Source organism: Sphingorhabdus contaminans (assembly GCF_007280415.1).
In the GTDB taxonomy this organism is placed as follows: domain Bacteria; phylum Pseudomonadota; class Alphaproteobacteria; order Sphingomonadales; family Sphingomonadaceae; genus Sphingorhabdus_B; species Sphingorhabdus_B contaminans.
In genome coordinates this window covers 1,167,915-1,194,156 of sequence record NZ_VKKU01000001.1, presented here as the reverse complement: position 1 = coordinate 1,194,156, position 26,242 = coordinate 1,167,915, and the positions used below count along the sequence as shown (strand labels likewise).

29 protein-coding genes are annotated in these 26,242 nt (G+C 59.2%); 15 read left to right on the top strand and 14 right to left on the bottom strand.

Translation table 11 applies throughout. The features are described 5' to 3' along the window. The first annotated feature begins 86 nt into the window (after positions 1-86). Genes zwf through pgl form a run of 5 tightly spaced genes read left to right on the top strand, consistent with a single transcriptional unit; the run spans position 87 to position 5,653 of the window. Positions 87-1,532: a glucose-6-phosphate dehydrogenase gene (zwf, locus tag FOM92_RS05915; RefSeq protein ID WP_143775841.1), complete on the top strand. Its 1,446-nt coding sequence runs from the start codon at positions 87-89 to the stop codon at positions 1,530-1,532. Continuing rightward, positions 1,525-3,348, top strand: a complete 1,824-nt coding sequence (gene edd, locus FOM92_RS05910; protein WP_143775840.1) for a phosphogluconate dehydratase — start codon at positions 1,525-1,527, stop codon at positions 3,346-3,348. The genes zwf and edd overlap by 8 nt, the downstream gene beginning before the upstream one ends. After that, positions 3,348-4,319, top strand: a complete 972-nt coding sequence (glk, locus tag FOM92_RS05905; RefSeq protein ID WP_143776341.1) for a glucokinase — start codon at positions 3,348-3,350, stop codon at positions 4,317-4,319. The genes edd and glk overlap by 1 nt, the downstream gene beginning before the upstream one ends. Further along, entirely contained in the window at positions 4,316-4,930 is a 615-nt protein-coding gene (gene eda, locus FOM92_RS05900; RefSeq protein ID WP_143775839.1) for a bifunctional 4-hydroxy-2-oxoglutarate aldolase/2-dehydro-3-deoxy-phosphogluconate aldolase, read from the top strand. Before glk ends, eda begins: the two co-directional genes overlap by 4 nt. 15 nt (positions 4,931-4,945) lie before the next feature. After that, the gene (gene pgl, locus FOM92_RS05895; RefSeq protein ID WP_143775838.1) at positions 4,946-5,653 is read left to right on the top strand and encodes a 6-phosphogluconolactonase; all 708 of its coding nucleotides are present in this window, start codon (positions 4,946-4,948) and stop codon (positions 5,651-5,653) included. A 2-nt stretch (positions 5,654-5,655) separates the two neighbouring features. Here the strand turns inward: pgl and FOM92_RS05890 are convergent, their stop codons facing one another. The 5 genes from FOM92_RS05890 to FOM92_RS05875 all read right to left on the bottom strand — a co-directional run bounded on the left by FOM92_RS05890 (position 5,656) and on the right by FOM92_RS05875 (position 8,223). Further along, a complete protein-coding gene (locus FOM92_RS05890) occupies positions 5,656-6,042 on the bottom strand; it encodes a PilZ domain-containing protein (protein WP_143775837.1) in 387 nt (128 codons plus the stop codon). A 164-nt stretch (positions 6,043-6,206) separates the two neighbouring features. Next, complete coding sequence (gene dksA, locus FOM92_RS05885) at positions 6,207-6,572, bottom strand: RNA polymerase-binding protein DksA (RefSeq protein WP_246087161.1); 366 nt, start codon at positions 6,570-6,572, stop codon at positions 6,207-6,209. Between the two features lie 394 nt (positions 6,573-6,966). Continuing rightward, positions 6,967-7,317 carry a hypothetical protein gene (locus FOM92_RS16075; RefSeq protein ID WP_246087160.1) on the bottom strand — a complete coding sequence of 117 codons (351 nt, stop codon included), beginning with the start codon at positions 7,315-7,317 and terminating at the stop codon, positions 6,967-6,969. Positions 7,318-7,329: 12 nt separating this feature from the next. Continuing rightward, positions 7,330-7,902 (bottom strand): hypothetical protein, encoded by a 573-nt coding sequence (locus FOM92_RS05880; protein WP_246087159.1) that lies wholly within the window; start codon positions 7,900-7,902, stop codon positions 7,330-7,332. Between the two features lie 33 nt (positions 7,903-7,935). After that, positions 7,936-8,223, bottom strand: a complete 288-nt coding sequence (locus FOM92_RS05875) for a hypothetical protein (protein ID WP_246087158.1) — start codon at positions 8,221-8,223, stop codon at positions 7,936-7,938. A 220-nt stretch (positions 8,224-8,443) separates the two neighbouring features. On the opposite strand from FOM92_RS05875, the gene serS reads away from it, so the two are divergent. Both serS and surE read left to right on the top strand, forming a co-directional pair. After that, positions 8,444-9,724: a serine--tRNA ligase gene (gene serS, locus FOM92_RS05870; RefSeq protein ID WP_143775835.1), complete on the top strand. Its 1,281-nt coding sequence runs from the start codon at positions 8,444-8,446 to the stop codon at positions 9,722-9,724. Then, positions 9,724-10,491, top strand: coding sequence for a 5'/3'-nucleotidase SurE (surE, locus tag FOM92_RS05865; RefSeq protein WP_143775834.1), 768 nt, complete (start codon positions 9,724-9,726; stop codon positions 10,489-10,491). The genes serS and surE overlap by 1 nt, the downstream gene beginning before the upstream one ends. A gap of 28 nt (positions 10,492-10,519) precedes the next feature. Here surE and FOM92_RS05860 read toward each other — a convergent pair whose 3' ends face one another. Further along, on the bottom strand, positions 10,520-10,921 hold the full coding sequence (locus tag FOM92_RS05860; RefSeq protein WP_143775833.1) for a DUF1761 domain-containing protein: 402 nt from the start codon (positions 10,919-10,921) through the stop codon (positions 10,520-10,522). 2 nt (positions 10,922-10,923) lie between these two features. Further along, entirely contained in the window at positions 10,924-11,520 is a 597-nt protein-coding gene (locus FOM92_RS05855; RefSeq protein ID WP_170226749.1) for a hypothetical protein, read from the bottom strand. Here FOM92_RS05855 and rimO point away from each other — a divergent pair. Both rimO and FOM92_RS05845 read left to right on the top strand, forming a co-directional pair. Next, positions 11,504-12,886, top strand: a complete 1,383-nt coding sequence (rimO, locus tag FOM92_RS05850; RefSeq protein ID WP_143776339.1) for a 30S ribosomal protein S12 methylthiotransferase RimO — start codon at positions 11,504-11,506, stop codon at positions 12,884-12,886. The genes FOM92_RS05855 and rimO overlap by 17 nt on opposite strands. Before the next feature lie 104 nt (positions 12,887-12,990). Further along, a complete protein-coding gene (locus tag FOM92_RS05845; RefSeq protein ID WP_143775831.1) occupies positions 12,991-14,208 on the top strand; it encodes a cytochrome P450 in 1,218 nt (405 codons plus the stop codon). Between the two features lie 3 nt (positions 14,209-14,211). Here FOM92_RS05845 and FOM92_RS05840 read toward each other — a convergent pair whose 3' ends face one another. Together FOM92_RS05840 and FOM92_RS05835 are read right to left on the bottom strand one after the other, a co-directional pair. After that, the gene (locus FOM92_RS05840) at positions 14,212-15,021 is read right to left on the bottom strand and encodes a DUF1295 domain-containing protein (RefSeq protein WP_143775830.1); all 810 of its coding nucleotides are present in this window, start codon (positions 15,019-15,021) and stop codon (positions 14,212-14,214) included. Beyond that, entirely contained in the window at positions 15,018-15,623 is a 606-nt protein-coding gene (locus FOM92_RS05835) for a lysophospholipid acyltransferase family protein (RefSeq protein ID WP_143775829.1), read from the bottom strand. The genes FOM92_RS05840 and FOM92_RS05835 overlap by 4 nt, the downstream gene beginning before the upstream one ends. Positions 15,624-15,743: 120 nt before the next feature. On the opposite strand from FOM92_RS05835, the gene FOM92_RS05830 reads away from it, so the two are divergent. After that, positions 15,744-16,883, top strand: coding sequence for a beta-ketoacyl-ACP synthase III (locus FOM92_RS05830; RefSeq protein ID WP_143775828.1), 1,140 nt, complete (start codon positions 15,744-15,746; stop codon positions 16,881-16,883). 33 nt (positions 16,884-16,916) lie between these two features. Here the strand turns inward: FOM92_RS05830 and FOM92_RS05825 are convergent, their stop codons facing one another. Together FOM92_RS05825 and FOM92_RS05820 are read right to left on the bottom strand one after the other, a co-directional pair. Continuing rightward, the gene (locus tag FOM92_RS05825) at positions 16,917-17,240 is read right to left on the bottom strand and encodes a pilus assembly protein PilZ (RefSeq protein ID WP_143775827.1); all 324 of its coding nucleotides are present in this window, start codon (positions 17,238-17,240) and stop codon (positions 16,917-16,919) included. 73 nt (positions 17,241-17,313) lie between these two features. Continuing rightward, the gene (locus FOM92_RS05820) at positions 17,314-17,490 is read right to left on the bottom strand and encodes a PspC domain-containing protein (RefSeq protein ID WP_143775826.1); all 177 of its coding nucleotides are present in this window, start codon (positions 17,488-17,490) and stop codon (positions 17,314-17,316) included. 393 nt (positions 17,491-17,883) lie between these two features. Here FOM92_RS05820 and recF point away from each other — a divergent pair, with 393 nt between their 5' ends. Further along, positions 17,884-18,954, top strand: coding sequence for a DNA replication/repair protein RecF (recF, locus tag FOM92_RS05815; RefSeq protein WP_143775825.1), 1,071 nt, complete (start codon positions 17,884-17,886; stop codon positions 18,952-18,954). A 45-nt stretch (positions 18,955-18,999) separates the two neighbouring features. Here recF and clpA read toward each other — a convergent pair whose 3' ends face one another. Both clpA and FOM92_RS05805 read right to left on the bottom strand, forming a co-directional pair. After that, the gene (gene clpA / locus FOM92_RS05810; RefSeq protein WP_143775824.1) at positions 19,000-21,339 is read right to left on the bottom strand and encodes an ATP-dependent Clp protease ATP-binding subunit ClpA; all 2,340 of its coding nucleotides are present in this window, start codon (positions 21,337-21,339) and stop codon (positions 19,000-19,002) included. A 129-nt stretch (positions 21,340-21,468) separates the two neighbouring features. After that, positions 21,469-21,702, bottom strand: a complete 234-nt coding sequence (locus FOM92_RS05805) for a DUF1192 domain-containing protein (RefSeq protein ID WP_425473366.1) — start codon at positions 21,700-21,702, stop codon at positions 21,469-21,471. A 39-nt stretch (positions 21,703-21,741) separates the two neighbouring features. Between FOM92_RS05805 and FOM92_RS05800 the strand changes: the two genes are divergently transcribed. Next, positions 21,742-22,740, top strand: a complete 999-nt coding sequence (locus tag FOM92_RS05800) for an NAD(P)H-quinone oxidoreductase (RefSeq protein ID WP_143775823.1) — start codon at positions 21,742-21,744, stop codon at positions 22,738-22,740. Positions 22,741-22,750: 10 nt separating this feature from the next. Here FOM92_RS05800 and FOM92_RS05795 read toward each other — a convergent pair whose 3' ends face one another. Further along, the gene (locus FOM92_RS05795; RefSeq protein WP_143775822.1) at positions 22,751-23,710 is read right to left on the bottom strand and encodes an alpha/beta fold hydrolase; all 960 of its coding nucleotides are present in this window, start codon (positions 23,708-23,710) and stop codon (positions 22,751-22,753) included. A 78-nt stretch (positions 23,711-23,788) separates the two neighbouring features. Here FOM92_RS05795 and FOM92_RS05790 point away from each other — a divergent pair, with 78 nt between their 5' ends. The 3 genes from FOM92_RS05790 (at position 23,789) to FOM92_RS05780 (ending at position 26,235) form a co-directional block, all read left to right on the top strand. Next, positions 23,789-24,070 (top strand): hypothetical protein, encoded by a 282-nt coding sequence (locus tag FOM92_RS05790; RefSeq protein WP_143775821.1) that lies wholly within the window; start codon positions 23,789-23,791, stop codon positions 24,068-24,070. A gap of 130 nt (positions 24,071-24,200) precedes the next feature. After that, complete coding sequence (locus FOM92_RS05785; RefSeq protein ID WP_143775820.1) at positions 24,201-24,902, top strand: DUF1013 domain-containing protein; 702 nt, start codon at positions 24,201-24,203, stop codon at positions 24,900-24,902. A 235-nt stretch (positions 24,903-25,137) separates the two neighbouring features. Next, a complete protein-coding gene (locus FOM92_RS05780; RefSeq protein ID WP_143775819.1) occupies positions 25,138-26,235 on the top strand; it encodes an MBL fold metallo-hydrolase in 1,098 nt (365 codons plus the stop codon). The last annotated feature ends 7 nt before the right edge of the window (positions 26,236-26,242 follow it).

Here is a 26,242-nt window from a genome sequence, read left to right as displayed (position 1 = left end):
GAATAAGCGCTAGACGCGAGGGGTCGGCAAGCTAAGGGAAAGCGCGTAATCGACGCGCAGGACGCCGATTGTTGGAGATAGGCTGCATGAGCGAGCATAGTTCGACCCTCTTATTATTCGGTGCGACCGGCGATCTTTCCCGTCGGATGTTGCTGCCTTCACTTTATGCGCTGCATGCCGACGAACTGATCGATCCCGCCTTGCGCATTTTCGGCACGGCGCGCAGCGCCTATAGCGACGCCGAGTTTCGCGAATTTGCCCGCACCGCGTTGTGCGAATTTCTGCCCGAAGACCGCAAGGCGGAAGGGATGATTGACGCCTTTTTGCAGCGCCTTCATTATCAGGCGCTGGATGCATCGCAGCCGGAGGGGTTTGCAGCGCTGGCCGACAAGATCGGTGATATTTCCGGCGGCCTGTCGATATTCCTGTCAACCGCACCATCGCTGTTCGAGCCCACCATCAAAGGACTGCACAGCGCCGGGCTTGCGGGCGACAATGTACGCATCGGCCTTGAAAAGCCGCTGGGCAATGATCTGGCCAGCAGCTGCCAGATCAACGACGCGGTGAACGCGGTATTCCCTGAAAAGCGGACCTTCCGCATCGACCATTATCTGGGCAAGGAAACGGTGCAGAACCTGATGGCGCTGCGCTTTGCCAACATGCTGTTCGAACCCTTGTGGAACGCCAATGCTATCGAGCATGTCCAGATCACCGTCAGCGAAACCGTTGGCCTTGAAGGACGCGCAGGCTTTTATGACGATACCGGCGCCCTGCGCGATATGGTGCAGAACCATATGCTGCAACTTGTGGCGCTTACCGCGATGGAGCCGCCCGCCAATCTCGACGCAACGGCTATCCGTGATGAAAAGGTGAAAGTGCTGCGCGCCCTGCGCCCTGTTGCCGAGGGCGATGTCGTGACCGGCCAATATGGCGACGGCGCGGTCAAAGGCGAAGCGGTGAAAAGCTATGAGGCCGATCTTGGCAAGCCGTCCGACACCGAAACCTTTGTCGCGATTAAGGCCTATGTCGATAACTGGCGCTGGCAGGGCGTGCCCTTTTTCCTGCGCACCGGAAAGCGTCTGCCCGAACGGCGGAGCGAGATTGTCATCCAGTTCAAGCCGGTGCCGCATAATGTGTTCGGCGCGCGCGGCGGACGGCTGGAGGCCAATACACTGATTATCCGGTTGCAGCCGGAGGAATATGTGCGCCTGCTGGTAATGGCGAAGGAACCCGGTCTGGATCGCGGCGGTGTTACCCTGCGCGAGGTGCCGCTCGACCTTTCGCTCACCACCGCTTTCGCCGGATCACGTCGCCGTATCGCCTATGAACGGCTGCTGCTCGATCTGATCGAAGGCGACCAGACCCTGTTCGTCCGCCGTGACGAGGTGGAGGCGCAATGGAAATGGGTCGATGCGATTAGGGATCTTTGGAAGAGTACCGGATTGAAGCCGAAAAATTATGGCGCGGGTAGCTGGGGGCCAAATGCCGCCATCGCGCTTGCCGAACGGGATGGAGTAAGCTGGCATGAGTAAGCTGAACGCCACTTTCGAAGCGGTCACCGCGCGCGTTATCGAACGGTCGAAGCCCGGCCGAACCGCCTATCTGGACCTGATCGCGCGCCAACGGGATGCGGGCGTGAACCGTCCGACCTTGAGCTGTGGCAATCTGGCGCATGGATTTGCGGCAAGCGGTGAAGACAAGGCCGCGATCCGCAGCGGCAAGGCGATGAATATCGGTATCATCAGCGCCTATAATGACATGCTTTCCGCGCATCAGCCCTATGGGCGCTATCCTGAGCAGATGAAGATTTTTGCCCGCGAAGTCGGTGCCACGGCGCAGGTTGCAGGCGCAACACCCGCGATGTGCGACGGTGTGACGCAAGGGCAGGACTCGATGGAATTGTCGCTGTTCAGCCGCGATGTCATCGCCATGGCCGCCGCCGTCGGCCTGAGCCACGGAATGTTCGAAAGCGTCGCGATGCTTGGCATCTGCGATAAGATTGTTCCCGGACTTTTGATTGGCGCGTTGCGCTTTGGCCATTTGCCGACGATCCTGGTGCCCGCCGGCCCCATGCCGTCCGGCCTTGCCAACAAGGAAAAGCAACGTGTCCGCCAGCTTTATGCCGAAGGCAAAGTCGGGCGTGAAGAATTGCTGGAGGCCGAGGCCGCATCCTATCATGGTGCGGGAACCTGTACCTTCTACGGAACGGCCAATTCCAACCAGATGATGATGGAAGTCATGGGGCTGCACATCCCCGGTGCCGCCTTCATCAATCCGGGCACCAAATTGCGTACGGAACTGACGCGTGCGGCGGTGCATCGTCTGGCCGAGATTGGCTGGGACGGGGATGATTATCGTCCACTGGGTCTCTGCGTGGATGAAAAGGCGATTGTGAATGCATGTGCCGGGTTGCTGGCCACGGGCGGTTCAACCAACCATGCCCTCCATATTCCCGCCATCGCGCGTGCGGCGGGCATCTTGATTGATTGGGAAGACCTTGACCAGTTGTCGTCGGTGGTGCCGTTGATCGCGCGCGTTTATCCCAACGGATCGGGCGACGTGAACCATTTTCATGCGGCAGGCGGCATGGGTTATGTCATCCGCGAATTGCTGGACGCCGGACTGCTGCACCGTGATATCATGACCGTCGCGGCAGATGACCTGACCGCTTATGGCCAGGAACCGTTCCTGCAGGATGAAAAGCTGGTCTGGCGGGATGCACCCGCGGCGAGCGCCGACGAATCGATGCTGCGGCCACCGTCCAATCCGTTCAGCCCGGATGGCGGGATGCGGCTGGTTACCGGCAATCTCGGACGCGCGACGTTCAAAACCAGCGCGGTTGATCCGGCGCGGTGGACGATTGAGGCGCCAGTCCGTGTTTTCCATGACCAGAATGATGCACTCGCCGCGTTCAAGGCGGGTGAACTGGACCGCGATGTTATTGTCGTGATCCGGTTCCAGGGGCCAGCCGCCAATGGCATGCCCGAACTGCACAAGCTGACGCCGCCACTGGGCGTGCTGCAGGACAAGGGGTTCAAGGTGGCGCTTGTGACCGATGGCCGCATGTCGGGTGCGTCGGGCAAGGTTCCGGCGGCTATCCATCTCAGTCCGGAAGCCGCACGCGGCGGCGCCATTGCCAAATTGCAGGACGGTGATGTGGTCCGGCTGTGCGCGCTTGACGGCGCGCTTGATGTGCTGGTCGATGAAGCGGAATGGGCTGGCCGTATGGCGGTGCCCATGCCCGCGGTACATGTCGGCACAGGACGCGAACTGTTCGCGCTGATGCGCGGTTCGGCGGATGAGGCAGAGAAGGGCGGTTCGGCGATGCTGGCGGCGGCAGGTCTGTGATGGAGATTGTTTCGGTCGATATTGGCGGCACCCATGCCCGCTTTGCCATTGCCGAGGTATCCGGCGGGCGGGTCATTTCACTGGGCGAGGCGGTCACCTTGAAAACCGCCGAACATGCGAGTTTCCAAACCGCCTGGGAAGATTTTGGCCGGATCACCGGAAAGACATTGCCACGCGCCGCAGCCATTGCGATTGCCGGGCCCGTCGATGCCGATGTCATCAAGCTTACCAACAATCCCTGGATCATCCGGCGCTCACTGGTTTGCGAAAAGCTTAACGTGGACAGCTTTGTCATAGTCAACGATTTCGGCGCGGTTGGTCATGCGGTAGCACAGGCCGGTGCGGAACATTTCCTGCACCTGACCGGACCCGAACAGCCGTTGGCCGAGAGCGGCACGATCAGCATCATTGGCCCCGGAACCGGACTGGGTGTGGCGCATGTGTGGCGCAAGGGCGATTCCTACCATGTGCAGGCGACCGAAGGCGGGCATATCGATTTCGCGCCGCTCGACAGTATCGAAGATGCACTGCTCGAACGGTTGCGCAAACGGTATCGCCGGGTTTCGGCAGAGCGTGTTGTATCGGGCCCCGGGCTGGTGGAAATCTACGAAGCCCTGGCTGCATTGGAAGGGCGGCCGGTGCAGCAACTGGACGACAAGCAACTCTGGCAATTGGGCATGTCTGGCGACGACAGCCTTGCCGCCGCTGCCGTCGATCGATTCTGCTTGTCGCTGGGCAGCGTCGCGGGCGATATCACGCTGGCGCAAGGCGGCTTTGCCGGTGTCGTGATCGCGGGCGGTCTTGGTCTTCGCATCAAGGATATCATTGTCCGCTCCGGCTTTGCCGAACGGTTCCGTGCCAAAGGGCGTTTCGAATCATTGATGGCCGGAATTCCGGTAAAACTTATTACCCATCCGCAACCCGGCCTGTTTGGCGCGGCGGCGGCCTATGCACAGGAGTATGCGCAGTGAACGCAATCGAAACCATCATGCGCACCGCGCCTGTTATCCCGGTGCTGGTCATCGAAGATGTCGCCCATGCCCGTCCGGTCGCCGAAGCGTTGGTCGCAGGCGGACTGCGCGTATTGGAAGTCACCTTGCGCACTGCCGCGGCGCTGGATGTTATTGCCGAGATGAAGAAGGTGCCCGGTGCGATTGTGGGGGCAGGGACAGTTGTCGATATCCCCGGGCTGGAAAGCGCGATTGCGGCCGGTTCCGAATTTATCGTGTCGCCGGGCCTGACCGAAAATCTCGGCAAAGCGGCGGTTGCAAAGGGCATACCGTTCCTGCCGGGAATCGCCAATGCGGGTGACATCATGCGCGGTATGGATCTCGGCCTCAAACATTTCAAATTCTTCCCGGCAGAGGCGAATGGCGGGCTTCCGGCGCTGAAATCGCTCATTGGTCCTTTTGGCCAGTGCAAATTCTGCCCCACAGGCGGGATAAAGCAGGAAACTGCTGCCGATTGGTTGGCGGTTTCTGAAATTTTATGTGTTGGCGGAAGCTGGCTTGTTGGTAAAGGGACACCGGATGTTGTGGCGATAGAGGCCGCAGCGCGCGCCGCCGCCGCGCTACGCACATGATGGAGTAACAAGCAGATGGCCGAAGAGATTGAATGGTGGGAATTTGATGCCGCCGAGGATTTGATTGATGCGGTCGTCGGCGATATCAGTTTCATTATCGAAAGCGCGCTTGATGCGCGTGGTCAGGCACTGGTGGCCTTCCCCGGCGGATCGACGCCCCGGCCCATATTGGAAAAGCTCGCCGAAGCAAAAATCCGTTGGAAAAGTGTGACGATTATCCCGACCGATGACCGGCTGGTTCCTGTCGACAACCCCTTGTCCAATGTGGCGATGATCGCAAAGATATTCATTCCCAAGGGCGCCCGCGTCCTGCCGATCACCAGCGATGCGGCGGATTACAAACTGGCAGGGAATGCCGCAAATGCGCGGCTTGCCGACCTGCACTGGCCGCCTGATCTTGTCTGGCTGGGCATGGGTGCGGACGGGCATACCGCGTCGATTTTCCCCGGACCCGACCTTGATGACGCACTGAATGGCGGCAAGGATGTCCGCGCTGTGGGCGTTGCCCCCGATCCATTACCGGAAGAGGCGCCGGTCAACCGCGTCACATTGACCGCGGCGGCGATTGCGTCGGCGCGGACGACGATGCTGGTGATCTCCGGCGCGAAAAAGCGCGGAGTGCTGGAGCAGGCGATAGAGGATGGCGCGAAGTCGGCCTATCCGGTGGGCAAGGTTCTCGAAAAGATTACCGTGCCAGTCGATGTCTACTGTCTGGACGCCTGAATTCAGAGACGGCGATATTTGTTGGGCGCGTTCGGCTCGTTTAACTTTTTCAGATAGTTAGGCATATCCAGCTCGGCCTGGCCGACGGGTTTGCGTGCATCCTTGGGGTTGATGGGATGGTCGAAGGCGATGCCGATGCGGCCTTCGGTCACCCATGCCACATGGCCGCTGATCCAGCCAATGCTGCGCAGATGGATTTCCACCGGTTCGCCACGCGCCACGCGCATGGGGGCTTCGGCCATCAGGCCACCTGCCGAAAGGTTACGGATACGGACTTCACGATCTTCACTGACATTGGCAAACCGCAAAACTGCCTTCAAAAGAAGGCTGTCGCGATTGGCCCCGCGTTTGGCTGACGCAGGATTGTCCATATTCAGAAGATCGTTCATTTCGCGTACCCAGCAGGCTAAGTTACCACTTTTGTTACACGATATTACTGGCACCAAAATGTAGCCAAAAGGTTAACAGGCACCGATTTTCTAGGCGTAAGCCAAGAAGCCGTTAACCAAAAAGGCCAACCAATTGGATAGGATTGGGACGAGTGCGGACGATATCAATCGTCGCGCGATACCCGTTCCTGCCGCTCGTGCCGTTCCTGTGCCTCCAGCGTCATCGTTGCGATGGGACGGGCGCGCAGGCGGGCCAGCGAGATAGGCTCCCCGGTGACCTGGCAATAGCCATATTCCCCTTCGGTAATGCGGCGCAAAGCGGCATCAATCTTGGAAATCAGCTTGCGCTGACGGTCGCGGGTGCGCAGTTCGATGCTCCAGTCCGTCTCGCTTGATGCCCGGTCGTTGAGATCGGGTTCACGGATCGGACCGTCCTGTAACTGGTTCAAAGTACCCTGCGCTTCGGCAAGGATGCTGTTCTTCCAGTCGATCAGCTGCCGTTCAAAGAACTTCAGCTGTTTGTCATTCATAAATGGCTCGTCGTCCGAGGGCACATATGACGGGTCTAGATCAATATCTAAGCCACTGGTTTCACTGCTATTATCTTGAGGCTTGGCGCTTGCGCCCATTATGTAATCTCCACCTCTTGCGGCCCGGGCGGGAACCCGGGGACCCGCATGAATACAACTCTCGGGCGGCGATATAGACTCGGGGTTATGGGCGCACAAGCGGCAAATTGCCGAACCGCAATTTGGCCTCCCAAAAGCTGTGGAAATGGCTCCGGGCTGTAAATAGTCCAGTTGTAAACAGTTCCAGTTCGGGACGCTTTGTCTTTTCCCCACTGAAATTCCGCATTTTTCACAAAGCGGTGCCGTTAAACAGGGTTAATGCAATTGAGCTTAACCAATAGTTCTGCCTTTCTCGCTACATCAGGAGGCGTGAATAAGGATCTGGAGTTTGGATCCCGTTCCCAGCCCCAATGCTGAAGAAGGTCGAGATTATGTCAGTACGCATGGCTTTAGCGAAATTATGTGCCTGCACGTGCGGCGGTGCACTGATTGGCGGCGGCGCGATGCAAGTCGCCGATACGCCCCCTGCGCAGGTGCACAAGGTTGCCAAGAAAAAGCACAAGGTACGCAAGATCGCGCACCATACGCCTGTCCGTAAGGTGAAGCGCGTTCGCAAGGTCGTTCGCACCACAACGACCAGCACCTGCACGCCGAGCGTCGTTACAGTCGCCAGCCAGGGCATGCCTCCCATTCCCGTGCCTTTCATGCCACCTGCGCCTTATGAAGGCGGCAGCAGCGGCGGCGTTCCTGTCATCATTGGCGGATCGGGCGGCTTTGGCGGCGGATTCGGTGGCGGCTTCTTCGGCGGCTTCTCCGGCGGTGGCGGCGGAAGCAGCGGCACCGTAGTCATTTCCTCCACCTCCAGCAGCACTGGCGGCATCAGCAGCTCGACCTCTTCGGGCGGTTCGAGCACCTCGACCGGTGGTTCGAGCACGTCGACCGGCGGCTCCAGCACCTCCACAGGCGGGTCCAGCACGTCCAGCACATCGGGCGGCGTATCGACATCGACCGGCGGTGTCAGCACCTCGTCATCCACCTCGACCGGCGGCGTATCGACCTCCACCGGCGGTGTTTCAACGTCTACCGGCGGTATCAGCACCTCGACAGGTGGCGTGTCGACCTCCACTGGCGGCGTCTCCACTTCGACCGGCGGTGTTTCAACCTCGTCGGGTAATGTCAGCACCTCAAGCGGCGCCGTGACCAGTTCGTCCTCGTCTTCGTCGTCCAGCTCGTCCTCGTCTTCCAGCTCTTCGTCAAGCAGCAGCTCTTCTTCGGGCGGCAGCTCCGGCAAGCCGGGCGGATCGGGCGGTCATGGTTCGTCCAGCTATGGCGGTTCGGGCGGCAGCAACGGTTCGAGCGGTTCGTCGGGCAGCTCGGGCTCCAGCGGTTCTTCGGGCAGCTCATCGTCCTCCAGTTCGTCGTCGTCCAGCTCGTCTTCCTCGAGCGGTTCGTCGAGCTTTGGTGGCAGCACATCTTCTTCGTTCGGCGGAACATCGTCGGGCGCATCAACCTCGAGCAGCAGCTCCTCTTCATCTTCCAGCTCGTCGTCTTCGTCGAGCGGTGGATCGACGGGCGGCTCCACCGGCGGCACCGATGTTCCGGCTCCGCCCATGGTCCTGCTCTTCGGTGCCGCAGCCGCCGGCCTGTTCGCACGCCGCCGCGCAGCCAAGAAATCCAAGGATACAATCGCAGCATAGGGGGTGCTGCCTTGTATCTGGTGAAAGGGCGGTTCTCGGAGCCGCCCTTTTTTATGTGGGGGTGTTGGGGTCAGTCCGCAGCACCACACCCTTTTTCGTTGCGAAACCTCGGGCGCGTCGGCATAGCCTGCCGCCATGCACGACTTGAAATATATACGCGAAAATCCCGAAGCTTTTGATGCGGCGCTAAAACGGCGCGGGGCGGCTGCCGTGTCGGCGTCCTTGCTGGCGCTGGACGAAAAACGACGGGCGATCCAGACCGAAATGCAGGCCGCGCAGGCCCGGCGGAACGAGGCGTCGAAAGCCATAGGTGCCGCTATGGGCAAGGGCGATACCGCCACGGCCGAGGCGCTGAAGGCCGAAGTCGCGTCGCTGAAAGACAGCATGCCCCAAATGGAGGAGCAGGAACGCGCTTTGGCGTCGGAATTGGAGACCGCGCTGGCCACTTTGCCGAATTTGCCCTCGGACGATGTGCCCGACGGTGCCGATGAGTCCGAAAATGTCGAGCAGCTTCGCTGGGGGCAGCAACGAAATTTTGATTTTGAACCCAGAGACCATGCCGATCTCGGCCCGGCATTGGGACTGGACTTTGAAACCGGCGTCGCCATGTCCGGCGCAAGATTTACGTTCATGCGCGGGCAAATGGCGCGATTGAACCGCGCAATCGGACAGTTTATGCTCGACCATCAAACGCAGGTTAACGGCTATAGCGAGTGCAATACTCCGGTTCTTGTAAATGACGCCGCCATGTACGGCACCGACAAGCTACCCAAATTTGCCGACGATTCGTTCCGTACAACGGATGGGCGATGGCTTATTCCGACGGCGGAAGTCTCACTGACCAGCAGTGTGGCTGGAGAGATTTTGAACGACAATCTATTGCCGATCCGCCTGACCGCGCATACATTATGCTTCCGTTCAGAGGCGGGGGCAGCGGGTAAAGATACCAAAGGTCTTATCCGTCAGCACCAGTTCGAAAAGGTCGAGCTGGTTTCAATTGTTCGCCCGGAAGACAGTGCTTCAGAGCATGAGCGAATGACGTCCGCAGCCGAGTCAATCTTGCAGGCGTTGGAACTACCCTATCGCAAATTATTGCTATGCACGGGCGACATGGGTTTTGGCGCGCGCAAAACCTATGATCTCGAGGTCTGGTTGCCGGGGCAGGGGCTGTATCGGGAGATTTCGAGCTGCTCCAACTGCGGCGATTTTCAGGCCCGCCGCATGAATACACGCTATCGTCCCGCCGACAGCAAGGCGACGGCCTTTGTCCACACGCTGAACGGTTCCGGTCTTGCCGTTGGCCGGACGCTGGTGGCTATTATTGAAAATTACCAGCAAGCCGATGGAAGCGTCACTATTCCTGCCGCCTTGCTGCCCTATATGGGTGGTGTCACCCGACTGGAGCCAATGGCCTGATGCGTGTTTTGCTTACGAATGACGACGGCGTGAATGCGCCGGGGCTGAAGGTGCTTGAACAGATTGCGCGCAGCATAAGCGACGATGTCTGGATTGTCGCCCCGGCTGAAGAAAATTCGGGCGCTGGCCATTCGCTGACGCTGACCCGTCCGGTCCGTATCCGGCAGCATGGGGAAAAGCATTATTCGGTTTCGGGAACCCCAACAGATTCGGTGATGCTTGGCCTGGGCGTGATCATGAAGGATGCCAAGCCGGACCTGATCCTGTCCGGCGTCAATCGGGGTGCCAATCTGGGTGACGACATCACCTATTCCGGCACAGTGTCGGCCGCGATGGAAGGCGCGCTTGCAGGCGTGCGCTCAATTGCAATGAGCCAGGTCTACAGCAAGGAAGGCATGGCCGACAGTGTGCCTTTTTCCGCGGCTGAGGCATGGGGGGAACGCGTATTGCGGCCTCTGCTGGACATGCCGGCCACGCCGCGCACTTTGATCAACATCAACTTCCCCGCGCGCCTTCCACAGGATGTCAAAGGCATTCAGGTCGCGCGGCAGGGTTTCCATGATTATAGCCGCGGCTCGATCGTCAAAGGCACCGACCCGCGCGGTTATGATTATTACTGGTTCGGGTTGCACGGCATGGTGCACACATCGGGACATGATACCGATCTTGAGGTGATCGAAGACGGCTATATCGCCGTCACGCCACTGCAACTCGACCTCACGCACCGCGAGTCGCTTGCGGCCTTGCATCAGGCTTATGGGGGGTGACTAGGTTGGGGCCAGGCCCCAACCGTCATCAACTACCCAGAAATACGAATACCAGCCCCATCGCGGCGTAGAACACCACCCAATATCCGGCATCAATCGCAAACAGCTTTCCCGACTTGCGTGAAAACAGATAGTTGGTGCCGATGGCAGGCGCGATATAGCCAAGCGCAATGCCCGTCGAAATCATCATCGTAGCCCGTGTGCCGGCCTGAACCGCCGCCAGCAAATGCCCCAGAAATACCGCCAACAGCACCGAAAATGCGAAAGTCAGCCCATAGATTTTGAGCATATTGGCCTTTTTCAACTCTTCCTCGGTAAAGCCGTTTTCATTCATCCAGGCTTTGCCGAATAACGGACCATACCAAATTCCACCCACCAGAAAGCCCGCTGCTGCGGCGACCAATATCGCCAGCAAATTTGCGTTTGCCATGATTACCTCCTCCAATGGAGGCAGCTTGTATACCCCGCAGGTGCCTTAATCCAGTCAGCATGAAAAGCTGCGATATTCTCGCGTATCTGCTCCACCTTTGCCGCATCCATCTCGGGCATCGGAACCAGCGCGGATTCGCATGCGGCTTTTGCAATCTCCAAAAAGGATTCTGCGTCAGCAGGCTGTCCCCAGGCGTCGGCTTCAAAGCATTCGACCAGCCGCTCGGCCTGCAACAGCTCGATAATACTATCGTCGGGTTGTTCAGCCCGTGTCGCGCTGGCATGGCCCCCCGCTTTGGCCAGAACCTGAATTTCTTCGGGATTTGAACCCTTTTCCACTTTGCCCCAAAATGCATCATGCAAGGAAAGATCGCGTTCGACAAAGAAGTGCACAGCATCGTGCACCGTGAGTCCCTTTTTCGGGAAACTCAGCTTTTCCACCGAACCATCATCGCGGGTCGCCACAATCCAGTCCCGGTCCGATCCCTTTGTGAATTCAATTTTCAACATGGCTGCTTCTTCTTCGAAAACCTGCACCGGATGCCATTGTACTGGCGCCGTGACAAGCGCGCATAAACCCGCTATGCGCGGCGCCATCATGGCAACTCAAATCAAAGCAGCGCCCAAGGTGGGCATGGTCTCCCTTGGCTGTCCCAAGGCATTGGTCGATAGCGAGCGTATCCTGACGAAGCTGCGGGCGGACGGTTATGGTCTTTCGCCCGATTATGCGGGTGCGGACGTGGTGCTGGTCAATACCTGCGGTTTTCTCGATTCCGCCAAGGAAGAAAGTCTTGAGGCAATTGGCGAAGCGATTGCCGAAAATGGCCGGGTGATTGTCACGGGCTGCATGGGTAACGAGGCCGAGGCGATCCGCGCCCGCTTTCCCGATGTTCTGGCGATTACCGGCGCGCATCAATATGAAGATGTGGTCACCGCTGTCCACGCCGCAGCGCCGCCTGCGCGCGGGGCCTTTGTCGATCTGGTGCCCGAAGGCGGCCTGAAACTGACGCCCCGCCATTATAGCTATCTGAAAATTTCCGAAGGCTGCAACCATAGCTGCGCCTTTTGCATCATCCCGTCGCTGCGCGGCAAACTGGCCAGCCGCCGGATTGACGCCGTATTGCGGGAGGCGGAAAAGCTTGTGTCCGCCGGGACCAAGGAATTGCTGGTCATTAGCCAGGATACGTCGGCCTATGGCGTCGATACGCGCCACGAAAGCCGGGAGTGGAAGGGCCGTGAAGTCCGCGCACATATGACCGATCTTGCCCGGGAACTCGGCACATTGCGGACCAGTGAAGGCGTCGCCCCTTGGGTCCGCCTGCATTATGTCTATCCCTATCCGCATGTGGATGACGTAATCCCGTTGATGGCCGAAGGGTTGCTGACGCCTTATCTCGATATTCCGTTCCAGCATGCCGCCCCCAATGTCCTGAAGGCGATGAAGCGGCCGGCCAATGAAGCCAAGGTGCTTGAACGCATCCGCAAATGGCGCAGCATCGCACCCGACATCGCCATCCGGTCCAGCTTCGTCGTCGGCTTTCCCGGCGAAACCGAGGCGGATTTCGAGTATCTGCTCGACTGGCTGGATGAAGCCCAGCTTGACCGCGTGGGTGCGTTCCGGTTTGAACCGGTCGAAGGCGCGCAGGCCAACGCCCTGCCGAATCCCGTGCCGGAAGAGATTAAGGAAGAACGTTTCCAGCGGATCATGGCGAAAACCGCCGCCATCAGCGCGGCAAAGCTTGCGGCCAAGGTGGGCCGCACCTTGCCGGTCATCATCGATGAAGTCGGCGAACCCGACGAAGATGGCAGCATCGGCGCCACCGGCCGAAGCCAGGCCGATGCACCCGAAATTGACGGCCATGTCTATCTGCGCGACGTTGCGGACAGCGTAAAGGCAGGCGATATCGTTGCCGTCGCAATCGAGGACGCGGATGAGCATGACCTGTTCGGGGTGATTGCGGGGTAGGGGACCATATCGGGCTCGGGACTGTCCCCTGACGACCACACACCGCTTGCCGCGCAAAAATATCTGCGATAGTCGGAACGAAACCCGACAAGCGAAAGACCCTCATGTCCGACGATACACCGCTTCCCACCGGCTACCAGCTCTCGGCCTTGGATCCGACCTATCGTGAAACGCCCTGGGTGCCGCTTGACCGGCTGCGCGCGGCGGACCCTGTGCATCATGACCAGCAACTGGGCCGTTATTTCCTGACGCGCGGCGCAGAAGTGTCGGAGCTGATCAAGAATCGTGAATTGAACGCCGACCCGCGCAAGGCCAATGACGGCAGTTTTTCCAAAACGCTCTACGGCAACAACAGCAAGGAACTGTCGATCCTGATGCTCGACGATCCCGAGCATAAGCGGCAGCGGACGCTGGTATTGCAGGCGTTCAACAAGCGGTCGGTGGATGCCCTGCTGCCCCGGATTGAGCAGATTGCGCGTGACCTGATCGCGGATATTGAGGCAGCCGAGGGCGAATTTGACTTTGTGCAGCTTTTCGGATCGCCGCTGCCGACTACGGTGATGGCGGAATTGCTGGGCATCAATCCCGCCGATCGCAAGGATTTCCGCCGCTGGTCGCTGGGTTGTATGCAGGCGCTCAATCCCTTCCGCACGCCGGAGCAGACGGCCCTATATGAAGAATCGACGACGGTTCTGGCCGATTATCTTGCCCGCGAAGTCGACCTGCGACGTACCAACCCCAGCGATGACCTCATTACCCGACTGGCGCAGGCCGAGGAGGAGGGCGATACGCTGACCACGCAGGATATCGTGCTGTTGATCCGCTTGCTGCTGATCGCGGGCAATTCGACCACCACCGACATGCTGGGGGCAGGGGTGGTGCAGTTGCTGAAAAATCCGGACCAACTCGCCAAATTCCGGACGCGGCCGGACCTACACGACAATGCGATGGACGAAATCCTGCGTGTTGAACCACCGGTCACGCAAGTCCTGCGCAGTGCGCATCAGGATATGCAGGTTGCCGACAAACAGGTGAAGCAGGGGGATACGATCCACATGTCGCTCTTTGGCGTGCATTTCGATCCGGCCGTTAATCCCGATCCGCTGAAATTTGATATCGAGCGTCCGAATATCCAGCACTTCGCCTTTGGCGGCGGCGCGCATTATTGCCTAGGCGCCGGGCTCGGCAAGGCGCAGGCGAAGATTGCGCTGCCGATGCTGTTCGAACGCTTCCCAAACCTCGCCTTCGCGCCGGGGCGGGAGGTGAAGCACAAGATTGCGCCTGCCTTTAACGGATATGGCGAAATCTGGCTGGTGAAATAGCCTTTATCCTTTTTTGGGCGGCAGCGGGAAGAATCCGGATGTGCGGGCCACATAGTCCGCATAGCCCGGGCGCGTTTTCTTCATGCCATATTCCAGCAGCGGCTTGCCCGACCATTTGGTAAGGGTGAAGGTCAGGAACAGCGGGCCGATGATGCTGATCCAGCCGGGAATCCCTGTCTCTGCCGCAATCAGCCAGATGCCCCACCAGGTGCAGGCATCGCCGAAATAATTGGGGTGGCGGGTATAGCGCCACAGGCCGGTGTCGAGCACCTTGCCCTTGTTCGCAGGGTCCTTGCGGAAGGCGTTTAGCTGCGCATCGCCGATTGTTTCAAAGGCGATGCCGATCAGCGCTATGCCCGCGCCAATGGCGCCCAGCGGGCCGATGACGGTGCGTCCGCCCTCGCTCGCCCAGATGCCGAGCTGCGCGGGAAGGCAGGTGATGAACAGCAGCGGCGCCTGCGTCAGAAACACTGCGATCAGCGACGTCTTCGCCCAGCTCCAGCCCTTTTTCTCCATCCGGCTGGCCATGATCTTGGTGTAGCGCGGGTCTTCGCCATGTGCGCGCCAGCGAATCCAGAGGTGGATCGTCAACCGCATCCCCCAGAGCGTCGTGAGAGCCAGGATCAGGCTCGACCGCGCGCCGGGGTTGGCGGACTGCGCCCAGGTCGCCCATGCCAGCACGACCATGCCGAATGCCCAGAAGGCATCGATGAAGGACACATCCCGGATCCGCACCGAATAGGCCCATAGCAGCAGGATCGCGGCCATCAGCGCCACGCCGTTCAGGGCAAGAGTAGAAACCACGTCTGTCATTCTTCGTCCTTCGCCAAAACCGCTGTCATCCCCTTTGCAGGGTGCTTGGGCGTCACCTTGGAATAGATTTCGGCGACTTTGGCCATGTCGGCCTTATAGTCGCCCGTCGGCCAGATCGCCGGTCCCAACCCGCCGGATTTGGAGGCATAGTCCATCATGCCGACCACCAGAGGCACGCCTGCACCCATCGCGATATGGTAGAAACCCGTCTTCCACGCCTTGACCGTATCGCGCGTTCCTTCGGGCGCGATGGTCAGCATGAATTCGGTCCGCCGATGGAATTCATCGATCATCTGCTGCACATAATTCTTGCTCGACGACCGGTCGACAGGCACCCCGCCCATGTCGAGCATGAAATTTTTCCACGGCCAGCGGAATAGCGAGCTTTTGGCCATGAAATGTGGCCGGATACCCAGTTCGTCGGTCAGGCCAAGAAAATAGACAAAGTCCCAGTTCGACGTGTGCGGCGCGGCGATGAGCACGAATTTCCGTGGTTCCGGCACGACGCCGTGCGCGTGCCAGCCGTTGCGCCGGTATATTCCGACCAGTGCTTTTCGGAACAGCCGGGAAATCCAGCTTGGCTTCCGTTCTTCAAATGACATTCCTGTCCTCCCCCCGGGTCTCTGCTTAACGAAGTTACCGCCTCGTGCAAACGGCTTGTTTCGAAGATACGCAGGCGCTAGGCATCCGGACGCAATGACAACATACAAGCGGGAAAAATAATGTCGCAAAGCGCTCAGGCTGCAATACCGGTTATATCCTCAACGGGTTTGTTCACACCGACCGACACGATCAGTAATGAAGAACTGGTTGCCAGCTTCAACGCCTATGTGGACCGCTATAATGCGGCCAATCCCGACGCTGAACCGCTGACCTACAGCTCGGTCGAATTTGTGGAAAAGGCGAGCGGTATCAAATCGCGCCACGTCATGGACAAGCGCGCGATTCTGGATCCCGACATCATGGAGCCGCGCTATCCCGAACGGTCCAACGAACAGGTTTCAATCATGGCGGAGATCGGCGTCGCCGCCTGTCGCGAGGCTTTGGCCGCCGCCGGACGCGACGTTGCGGATGTTGATGCCGTGCTGTGCGCGGCGTCCAATATGCAGCGCGCCTATCCCGCGATGGCGGTCGAAATCCAGCATGAATTGGGGATGCAGCGCGGCTTTGGCTTTGACATGAATGTCGCCTGTTCGTCGGCGACCTTCGGTATCCAGACCGCGGCTGACTATATCCGAAGCGGCAACGCGAAATCGGTGCTGGTGGTTAATCCGGAAATCACATCGGGCCATTTGAACTGGCGCGATCGTGACAGCCACTTCATTTTCGGCGATGTTGCAACGGCAATATTGGTCGAGGCGCGCGATATTGCGCCAGCCCGGCATTGGGAAATTCTCGGTACCCGCCTCAAAACGCAGTTTTCCAACAATATCCGCAACAATTTCGGTTTCCTCAACCGGGCGCATGGTAACGGCCCGGTGGATCAAAGCGGCCCGCGCAACGACAAGCTTTTTGTGCAGGAAGGGCGCAAGGTATTCAAGGAAGTGGTGCCGATGGTCGGCCAGATGATCCTGGAGCATGCCGAAACTTTGGGGCTTTCCGGATCGGATTTGCGCCGCATGTGGCTGCATCAGGCGAATACCGGCATGAACCGTCTGATCGCACACAAGGTGCTGGGACATGAGGCAAGCGAGGATGAAAGCCCCACCGTGCTCGATACCTATGCCAACACATCAAGTGCCGGTTCGATTATCGCTTTCCACAAGCATAATGCGGATCTTGCGGCAGGGGATGTGGGGCTGATCTGTTCTTTTGGTGCGGGCTATTCTGCCGGCACAGTGTTTGTGCGCAAAGTTGCCTGAGCACCCGTTGCTATTTTCCGTCCGGCGCTGATGTCAGCGGTGCAAGGCCAGCGCCGGATTTGTCTTGATGATATGCTCGAAGACGGCGGGGTATAATTTCCGCGCGAACGCGCAGCCATAATAATCGTCCTGATGCCAGGCGATCCGGGCTTCCATTGCTTCCAGACCGGGCATGGTCAGGAAAATGGTGCGATCCTTGGGTATCAGGAAAACGCAGTGCATCCGGAAACCTGCCTGGGACAAATCGATCACGGATATTTTCTGCTTCGCTCCGCCCCTTTCCCGGACTTCTCCGGCGATGCGGACCTCGTCCCGTCGGAACAGGCGCGAGTTGAAGAGATGTTCGTCTCCAGCCAATGGCTGCCTCCTGCTCGATGGAATTCTATTAACCTTAACGGCAGCAAGAGGCGTTCTTTAAGTCAGGTGGCGATCAATCCAGGACCATGGCCAGCAGGATGTAGATCAGGATCGGAGAACCAAAGCCGATCAAGGTGGCAACCGCAAAGATCAGGCGTACGATCATCGGGTCAATCCCGGACCAATTTGCCAATCCTGCGCATACGCCGAGGATCTTCTTATTGGCTTTATCCAGAACCAAACGTGCCATTTTTAAAACTCCCTAAACAAGATGATGTGGGTGGGTTGTCCCGTCTTAAGCAACGAGGCTTGCGACGGGAGCAACGGCGGGTGCAACGCTCAGTCCGATGGTGATGAATGCGCATACAACTGCTGCAAAGACCGAGACGATTTGGTTACGCGAAGACTGTGTCATTTTAAGTTCCTTTTTAATCTGCCGGACCATTCCGGCTATGCACACTACTTTGCACGGGGTGTGCCAGTTTTGAAAAATATATGTAATACAGATAGATAAGCGAATTATGAAGCAATCGTCAGTGTTGTAACATTTCATAAATTGGTGAAATATCCCAATATTTGGGATGGAAATTTCACCAAATAATCGGGTTGACCCGGGGCTATCATGATATAGCAGAAACGGCAGATGGCCCTTTCCCGATTGACCCTGACCGAATTTCGCAATCATGTGCATCTGTCATTGGTGCCGCAGGCGCCCTTCATTGCCCTGCATGGTGCGAACGGGGCCGGTAAAACAAATATATTGGAAGCGGTGTCCCTTCTGGTGCCCGGGCGGGGCCTGCGCCGCGCTGCGCTTTCCGAAATGGCCTATAGCCAGGGGAGTGGCGGTTTTTCGGTTTCGGCCGAAATCGACGGGACGGTTATCGGTACCGGAATAGATGCCGCCCAGCCGGAGCGGCGCAAGGTGCGCATCAACGGCGCAAATGCCACGATCAACAATCTGGCAGAGTGGATTTCGGCGATCTGGCTGACCCCGGCGATGGACAGGCTGTTTGTCGATGGTGCCGGGGCGCGGCGACGTTTTCTGGACCGGCTGGTCCTTGCGCTCGAGCCAGATCATGCGCGCAACAGCAGCCGCTATGAAAAGGCGGTGCAGCAACGCAACCGCATCCTGACTGCGCCCGAGGGCCCCGACCCCCTCTGGCTGGATGCGATCGAGGCCCAAATGGCGGAGTCCGGTGCGGCGATCATCGCGGCACGGGCGCGGATGTTGCAGGCGCTGGCCGGACAATTGGAACATGCGCCGACGCACCCTTTTCCGGTTCCTGAAATCATTCTGGCGATGGATGGGCCGGTTTCGGCTGAAGATTTGAAGGCAGGGTGGCGCGCGGCACGGCGCAAGGATGCCGGGGCAGGGCGGACCCTGACCGGCCCCCACCGGGCCGACCTGATCGTCCACAACCGCGCCAATGGCCAGCCCGCAGACCGCTGCTCCACCGGCGAGCAGAAGGCGTTGATGCTGTCACTGATCCTCGCGCATGCCGCGCTGGTGTCCGAACAGCGTGGCGCGCCACCCATATTGCTCTTGGACGAAGTGGCCGCCCACCTCGATCCCGACCGCCGCGCAGCTTTATTTGCCCGATTGGGTGAAACCGGCGCCCAGGTGTGGATGACTGGAACAGAAGCCGCCCTGTTCGACGCGATAGGCCCCGCCGCACATCTGGTGGCGGTGCCGGGCAGGGACGGCGGAGGCTGAAACGAGCTTGGGGACTGTCCTTTCAGGGACTCTCCTCAATGCCGGTTACTTTGCCTTGCTGGCCTTGCCCGTTGCCTTTTTGGGTGCCTTTGGCTTGGTGGCCTTGGGCGGGGCGGGGGTTATTTCGAAGGCGGGGGCGCCGTCTTTCATGTGGACCGCGACTTCGCCGCCATGCACCAGTTTTCCGAACAGCAGTTCTTCGGCCAGCGGCTGCTTGATCTTTTCCTGGATCAGGCGGCCCATCGGGCGGGCGCCGTAGAGTTTGTCGTAACCACGCTCGGTCAACCAGGAACGTGCCTCGTCATCCAGCTTGATATGGACATTCTGGTCGGCCAGTTGCAGCTCGAGCTGCAGGATGAACTTGTCGACCACACGTGCCACAACCTCTGTCGGCAGATAACCGAACGGCACCTGCGCATCGAGGCGGTTGCGGAATTCGGGGGCGAACAGCTTCTTGACTGCTTCGTCGCCGGCATCTTCCTTGCTGATATTATTGCCGAAACCGATACCTTCCTTCGCCATATCGCTCGCGCCGGCGTTGGTCGTCATGATCAGGATGACATTGCGGAAATCCACGGTCTTGCCATGATGGTCGGTCAAGCGGCCATTATCCATCACCTGCAGCAGGATGTTGAACAGGTCCGGATGGGCCTTTTCAATTTCATCGAGCAACAGGACACAGTGCGGATTCTGGTCAACCGCATCGGTCAGCAGACCGCCCTGGTCAAAGCCGACATAGCCCGGAGGCGCACCGATCAGGCGCGATACCGAATGCCGTTCCATATATTCGCTCATGTCAAACCGCTTGAGCGGGATGCCCATGATCGTGGCCAGTTGCCGTGCGACTTCGGTCTTGCCGACGCCGGTGGGGCCGGAGAACAGATAGTTGCCAATCGGCTTGTCGCCATCGCGCAAACCGGCACGCGACAGCTTGATCGCGCTGGCGAGCACTTCGATCGCCTTGTCCTGCCCGAAGACCACGCGCTTCAGATCGGCTTCGAGCGTGCCCAAAGCGGTCTTGTCGTCGGTCGACACATTTTTCGGCGGGATGCGGGCGATTGTGGCGATAACGGCCTCAATCTCGCGCGCGGTGATCAGCTTGCGGCGCTTGGACGGCGCAACCAGCATCTGCATGGCACCTACCTCGTCAATGACGTCGATCGCCTTGTCCGGCAATTTGCGGTCGTTGATGTAGCGCGCCGACAGTTCCACGGCGGCTTTCAGCGCGTCGGGCGTGTATTTGACTTTATGATGGTCTTCAAAGGCGCTGCGCAGACCGGCCAGAATCTTGATCGTGTCGTCAATTGTCGGCTCGTTCACATCGATTTTCTGGAACCGGCGCAGCAGGGCGCGGTCCTTTTCGAAATGGTTGCGGAATTCCTTGTAGGTCGTGGACCCGATGCACCGGATCGTGCCGCCCGACAAAGCCGGTTTCAGCAGGTTCGACGCATCCATCGCGCCGCCGCTGGTTGCACCGGCACCGATGACGGTGTGGATTTCGTCAATGAACAGGATCGCATCGGGCAGCTTTTCAAGCTCCGATACAACAGCCTTCAAACGCTCTTCAAAATCGCCGCGATAGCGTGTGCCGGCCAGCAATGCGCCCATGTCGAGCGAATAGATGACAGCCGGTAGCAGCACTTCGGGAACCTGCTTTTCAACGATACGCCGTGCAAGCCCTTCGGCAATGGCGGTTTTGCCCACACCGGGTTCACCCACATAAAGCGGGTTGTTCTTGGACCGGCGGCACAGGATCTGGACCGTGCGGTCCACCTCAGCCGAACGACCGATCAGCGGATCGATCCGGCCCTGCATCGCCTTTTCGTTCAAATTGACGGTGAACTGTTCCAGCGCACCTTCTTTCTTGTCCTTTTTCGACTTGTTGTCTTCGGGTTCTTCGCCCTTTTGCTCGCTACCCTGCACCTGGCGCGGTTCGGCCAACTTGCCATCCTTGCCAATGCCGTGGCTGATATAGGACACAGCATCGAGGCGGCTCATATCCTGTTGCTGCAGGAAATATACCGCGTAACTTTCCCGTTCGGAGAAAAGCGCGACCAGCACGTTGGCGCCGGTCACGACATCCTTGCCGGAGCTTTGGACGTGCAGAATCGCCCGCTGCACCACCCGCTGGAATCCGCTGGTGGGGGAAGGGTCGACCTTGCCTTCGACGCGCAGGCTTTCGAGCTCGCTGTCGAGATAGGTTATGACGACGTCGGACAGTTCGCCCAGATCGACACCGCAGGCCTGCATCACCTTGGCGGCGTCGGCATCGTCGATCAGCGCAAGCAGAAGATGCTCCAGAGTCGCATATTCATGGGCGCGGTCGCCGGCATGCTTGAGCGCATTGTGAAGCGTTGCTTCCAGCGATTCCGCAAATGATGGCATGGTTTTGTTCCTTAAACTGGGGGTCGCTGGGGTCCGTTTACTTTATATCGGTTTCGTCTTTTGTGCTTTCAACTGCATTTCTGAAGTTAACGGCAAAAGCGTGAAAAATTCATGCTGTGCCATGGTTTTTCATTTTTTAAATAATGCATCGGCGGCGCTGCGGTGACTGGTGGCGAAGGCGATTTTGCCCTCGCACCTCGTGATCTCGGCCTTTAGGGCGGCTATCCGCGCTTCCAGCTCGTCGACCGAAAGCGGGTCGAGATCCTGCCGGACCAGCAGGGTCAGGGGGTCGTCACGGCGCAGCGGTAAATTCTCGTCGCTATCCATGGTGAGCAGTGTTGACTGGAGAGCGGTTGCTGTCAATAAGTTCCCGCCGAAAAAGGGGCGGAAATGGGGACTGACATGGCAGATTTGCCACAAATTATGACCGCGATCGAGATTTCCACGCCGGGTGGCCCCGAGGTACTGAAGCCCTGCGACCGTCCGGTGCCGGTCCCCGGTCCCGGCGAGGTGCTGCTGAAGGTCGCCTATGCCGGCGTCAACCGCCCCGATGTTGTCCAGCGCAAGGGACTTTATCCGCCTCCTCCGGGCGCGAGCGACCTGCCGGGGCTGGAGGTGTCGGGAACCGTCGTCGCCACCGGTCCGGATGTCGATGCCAGCGAGATCGGCAGCCGATATTGCGCGCTCGTCTCGGGCGGGGGCTATGCCGAATATTGCATCGCCCGCCACGACCAGTGCCTGCCCGTTGCCGCGTCGCTCAGTATGGCAGAGGCGGCGGCCTTGCCAGAGACGCTGATGACCGTCTGGCATAATGTGTTCGAGCGCGGCTATGCCTGTGATGGCGAGACGATCCTGGTCCATGGCGGGACCAGCGGTATCGGGACCATGGCGATCAAGCTGGGCAAGCTGTTCGGACTGAAGGTTATCGTTACCTGCGGGTCCGACGCGAAATGCGATGCGGCCAAGGCCATCGGCGCAGACCATGCCATCAACTATAGCAGCACGGATTTTGTCGAAGAGGTAAAGGCCATCACCGGCGGCGCAGGGGTGCATATGGTGCTCGACATGGTCGCGGGCAGTTACGTTCCCCGGAACCTGCAATGCCTGCGCGAGGACGGGCGTCACGTCACCATTGCCGTGCAGGGCGGCATGGTTGCGGAAATAAACATGGCGCAGGTGATGATGCGCCGCCTGACGCTGACCGGATCGACCCTGCGCCCCCGTTCCGCCGCGTTCAAGGCCTTGCTGGCGCAGGAAATCTACCAGTCCGTCTGGCCGATGGTAACCGACGGCGCGCTCCGCCCCGAGATGAACCGCATCTTCCCCTTGAAGGAAGCCGCGGCCGCCCATGCCTATATGGAATCAGGCGACCATGTCGGCAAAATCGTGCTCGAAATCTAGGTCCTGACCCTTAAGGCGTCGGCAGCGCGTCGAGCCACAGCTTCACATCCGCAGCGCTCTTTTCCGGGATTTCCTCCATCGGAATATGGCCGACCGCGGGATAGACGATCAGCTTCGACCCCGGAATGGCTTCGGCAAACCAGTTCGCCGATTTTACGGGGATCAGATTGTCTTCCTCGCCCCATAGAATCAGCGTCGGTACCTTGATGGCGGCAAGCTTTTCCTTGCTCGCCTGCCGGTTGTTATGCGGCAGGGAGAATCGCTTCATGGTCGCCTCCCGATTGCCGGGATAGCGGTTCAGTTCCCAATAACGGTCCACAAGCGCGTCGTCGATTTTGGACTGGACGCTCATCGATGTCTTGATGCTTGATTCAAACATGCTGCGCGGGGCGATAAAGCGAGCCAGTTCCTTGACCACCGGCATCCGCGCCAGCCGGAAACCGATGGGCACCTTGCGCGCCTGCCATTGCGGTGCACCTGCCGCATCGACAAGCAGGACCGCTTCGGTCTTGTCGGGATGGGCAAGGGCAAACATCCACGCTGTGCCGCCACCCATAGAGTTTCCGCCGATTACGGCCTTGGGAATATCGAGCCGCGTCATCAGCTTGTCGACGACATCGACAAAGACAGGATAGTCATACACGCCGCCCGGATGGCTTCCGGTCAGGCCATGTCCTGGCAGGTCGAGCGAGACGATCCGGTAATCCTTGCCCAAAATGGCTACCCAGGGCTCCCATGTGTGCAGCGAGGCGTTCGACCCGTGGATCAGCACGACCACACGGCCGTCCGCTTTCCCCTGATCACGGTAATGGACGGTCAATCCGGGCTCCAGTTCGACATAGCGCGATGTTTCGCCACCATATTTTGCCTTCATCTCGGCCGCATCGGTGTCCGGTGCATAGCCCCAGATAAAGAGCGCCGCGACCGCAAGCACGATCAGAATCGCCAGCCACTTCAGGAATCTTTTCATCGTCCGTCTCTCCCCTCGTGGCGTTGAAATGCTGCAAAGACGGGCGTAAAGCAAGCGAAGCGATGGGGGAGATATCCTATGAGTTATCCTTTGCTGAGAATTTCGGAGAACAACAGCCATGTCGAAGTGCGCAAGGGACGCGGCGCGCAGCGGTGGGAGGACATGGAAGAAATATTCAACGGTCCGGCCACCAAGGATCAGGAATGGAGCGGCGGCGAAGGCGAAAAACTGAGCGCGCGGCGGTGCAAATGGCCCAACGACAATCCCTGCAACGATATCTCCATTGCCTATTCGGTGACCGGCCTTTCGGGCCTTGATGTCGGCAAGCCACGGCTGCGTGTGTTTCCCGTCCAGCGCTGACTGTTGGCGGAACGGAAGCGGCAGGCCGCAAAACAGCGACTAGACGCCGCCGTCAATTTGGCCTAAACCGCGTCCCAACACATTCAGGCCGCTCCGGTAAGGGGCGGCCCTTATTATTGGAGTAGAGTAGATGGCCACCCCTTTGATGCCTCATGCAACAGCCGCATGGCTTGTTGACAACACCGGCCTGAGCTTCTCGCAGATTGCGGAATTCTGCGGAATTCACATCCTCGAAGTGCAGGCAATGGCCGATGATATGACCGGTTCGAAATATACCGGACGCGATCCTGTCCATGCCGGCGAACTGTCGATGGAAGAAATCGAAAAAGGCCAGGCTGACGAAGATTATGTCCTGAAGATGAGCAAAGGTCCCGAGCAGGTGCGTCGCACCAAGGGGCCACGCTACACGCCGGTTTCGAAGCGTCAGGACAAGCCCGATGGCATCGCCTGGCTCTTGCGCAACCACCCCGAAATTTCGGATGGTGCGATCTGCAAGCTGATCGGTACGACACGCAACACGATTACCGCCATCCGGGAACGCAGCCACTGGAACATCGCCGAAATCCAGCCAAAGGATCCGGTAACCCTTGGCCTGACATCGCAGCGCGAACTGGACGCCATTGTCAGCCGTGCAGCCAAGAAGGCCGGCATCGATAACAGCGCCGCCGACGATGCCCGTCTTGGCACCGACCGCGAAGCCCTGATCGAAGAACTGCGCGCCGAACGCACCGAAGCCGCCCGCAAGGCGGAAGCCGCGCTGAACGGTGAAGACGACACCGCAGCAAAGCCGGAACTGACAGCCGACACGCTGTTCAAAAAAGCGGGCGAGTAAGCGTTCTTAGGGCCGCAAGGCTCGGCGGATAAGGCTCCGTAACCCCTCCCGTGCAGGGGAGAGGATATGGAGTAGCCATCTCGGACTCAGTACCAAAAATTTATAATCCCGCTCCCGTCACCCTGAAACAAGTACAGGGTGACGGATGCTTGATTGCGGCGCATTTATCTTAGATCCGGCAACCTTCCCTAACGTCAGCATTGCCTTAACCGCATGATTAAGGCACGGCAGTGCCATGGCACCCAAAACACCCCCCGCTTATGACGCTTCCCTGGCCGATCATGGCTTTGAAGCAAAGGAACTCAAGGGATTGACCTATCCCCTGGGCGACCATGCCCCGCAATATGGCGAGATTTATCCGCTGGCGCCCGATCTGGGTTGGACGCGGATGCCGGTGCCCGGCAATCTGGCGCATATCAATTTATGGATATTGGATGACGGTGACGGCTATGCGATTGCCGATACCGGGCTGTTCATGCCGGGGACGATCGAGCATTGGAAAGCGATGTTTGCGGGCGTGCTGTCGGACCGGCGCATGACCCGCATTTTTGTGACGCATTTCCATCCCGATCATGCGGGCTGCGCCGGATGGCTGGCCAACAAGTTCAAGGTGCCGATCTGGATGAACCGGACGGAATGGCTGATGGTCCGGATGCTGACCAATGAAGAGCTGGATGAACCGCCCGAAGAGGTGCTGAACAGCCGCCGTTTTGCCGGCTATGACGAGGAACGGATCGAGCAGGTGCGTAAAGGCGGTTGGGGTAAATTTGCCCGCGCGGTGTCCCGCCTGCCGACCGGGCATGTCCGGCTGGATGACGGGCAGGTTGTCCGCATTGGCCAGCGCGACTGGACCGTCATCACCGGCGGCGGGCATACGCCCGAACATGCGAGCCTCGTCGATTTCCACAACGGCATGATTATCGCCGGCGACCAGATTCTGCCGCGCATTACATCGAACGTTTCGGTCATGGACAGCGAACCACAGGCCGACCCGCTGGGCGAATGGCTGGCATCCATTGCCAAATTCCGCGCCGCCCTGCCTGCCGATATGCTGGTGCTGCCGGCGCATGGGGAGCCCTTCACCGGCGTCCATGTCCGCCTCGACAAGCTGGCGTCGGGACATCATGAACGGCTGGAAAAGCTGGAGATCGCATTGCGGGACAGGGAAATGCGGGCGGTTGATACCTTTGGCCTGCTGTTTGACCGCGAAATTGACGACAGTGTCTACGGTCTGGCCACAGGCGAGGCGCAGGCGCATTTGCGGCATCTACATTTCACGGGGCGCATAAAATGCGAAATCCGCGATGGCGTTGGCTGGTATCACGCGGCATAAGTAACCC

Excerpts from the sequence above, each read along its gene's own strand:
- FOM92_RS05835 (WP_143775829.1), bottom strand. The coding sequence starts at position 15,623 with ATGTCATTTGAAGAACGGAAGCCAAGCTGGATTTCCCGGCTGTTCCGA.
- FOM92_RS16075 (WP_246087160.1), bottom strand. The coding sequence starts at position 7,317 with ATGAAAGGCACGGGAATGGGAGGCATGCCCTGGCTGGCGACTGTAACG.
- FOM92_RS05790 (WP_143775821.1), top strand. The coding sequence starts at position 23,789 with ATGAGTTATCCTTTGCTGAGAATTTCGGAGAACAACAGCCATGTCGAA.
- pgl (WP_143775838.1), top strand. The coding sequence starts at position 4,946 with ATGGCCGAAGAGATTGAATGGTGGGAATTTGATGCCGCCGAGGATTTG.
- serS (WP_143775835.1), top strand. The coding sequence starts at position 8,444 with ATGCACGACTTGAAATATATACGCGAAAATCCCGAAGCTTTTGATGCG.
- edd (WP_143775840.1), top strand. The coding sequence starts at position 1,525 with ATGAGTAAGCTGAACGCCACTTTCGAAGCGGTCACCGCGCGCGTTATC.
- FOM92_RS05875 (WP_246087158.1), bottom strand. The coding sequence starts at position 8,223 with ATGGGCGGAGCCGGAACATCGGTGCCGCCGGTGGAGCCGCCCGTCGAT.
- surE (WP_143775834.1), top strand. The coding sequence starts at position 9,724 with ATGCGTGTTTTGCTTACGAATGACGACGGCGTGAATGCGCCGGGGCTG.
- FOM92_RS05855 (WP_170226749.1), bottom strand. The coding sequence starts at position 11,520 with ATGATGGCGCCGCGCATAGCGGGTTTATGCGCGCTTGTCACGGCGCCA.
- FOM92_RS05800 (WP_143775823.1), top strand. The coding sequence starts at position 21,742 with ATGGCAGATTTGCCACAAATTATGACCGCGATCGAGATTTCCACGCCG.
- FOM92_RS05830 (WP_143775828.1), top strand. The coding sequence starts at position 15,744 with ATGTCGCAAAGCGCTCAGGCTGCAATACCGGTTATATCCTCAACGGGT.
- glk (WP_143776341.1), top strand. The coding sequence starts at position 3,348 with ATGGAGATTGTTTCGGTCGATATTGGCGGCACCCATGCCCGCTTTGCC.
- FOM92_RS05860 (WP_143775833.1), bottom strand. The coding sequence starts at position 10,921 with ATGGCAAACGCAAATTTGCTGGCGATATTGGTCGCCGCAGCAGCGGGC.
- FOM92_RS05820 (WP_143775826.1), bottom strand. The coding sequence starts at position 17,490 with ATGGCACGTTTGGTTCTGGATAAAGCCAATAAGAAGATCCTCGGCGTA.
- rimO (WP_143776339.1), top strand. The coding sequence starts at position 11,504 with ATGCGCGGCGCCATCATGGCAACTCAAATCAAAGCAGCGCCCAAGGTG.
- FOM92_RS05890 (WP_143775837.1), bottom strand. The coding sequence starts at position 6,042 with ATGAACGATCTTCTGAATATGGACAATCCTGCGTCAGCCAAACGCGGG.
- recF (WP_143775825.1), top strand. The coding sequence starts at position 17,884 with ATGGCCCTTTCCCGATTGACCCTGACCGAATTTCGCAATCATGTGCAT.
- FOM92_RS05780 (WP_143775819.1), top strand. The coding sequence starts at position 25,138 with ATGGCACCCAAAACACCCCCCGCTTATGACGCTTCCCTGGCCGATCAT.
- FOM92_RS05845 (WP_143775831.1), top strand. The coding sequence starts at position 12,991 with ATGTCCGACGATACACCGCTTCCCACCGGCTACCAGCTCTCGGCCTTG.
- FOM92_RS05840 (WP_143775830.1), bottom strand. The coding sequence starts at position 15,021 with ATGACAGACGTGGTTTCTACTCTTGCCCTGAACGGCGTGGCGCTGATG.
- dksA (WP_246087161.1), bottom strand. The coding sequence starts at position 6,572 with ATGAATGACAAACAGCTGAAGTTCTTTGAACGGCAGCTGATCGACTGG.
- FOM92_RS05795 (WP_143775822.1), bottom strand. The coding sequence starts at position 23,710 with ATGAAAAGATTCCTGAAGTGGCTGGCGATTCTGATCGTGCTTGCGGTC.
- zwf (WP_143775841.1), top strand. The coding sequence starts at position 87 with ATGAGCGAGCATAGTTCGACCCTCTTATTATTCGGTGCGACCGGCGAT.
- FOM92_RS05785 (WP_143775820.1), top strand. The coding sequence starts at position 24,201 with ATGGCCACCCCTTTGATGCCTCATGCAACAGCCGCATGGCTTGTTGAC.
- clpA (WP_143775824.1), bottom strand. The coding sequence starts at position 21,339 with ATGCCATCATTTGCGGAATCGCTGGAAGCAACGCTTCACAATGCGCTC.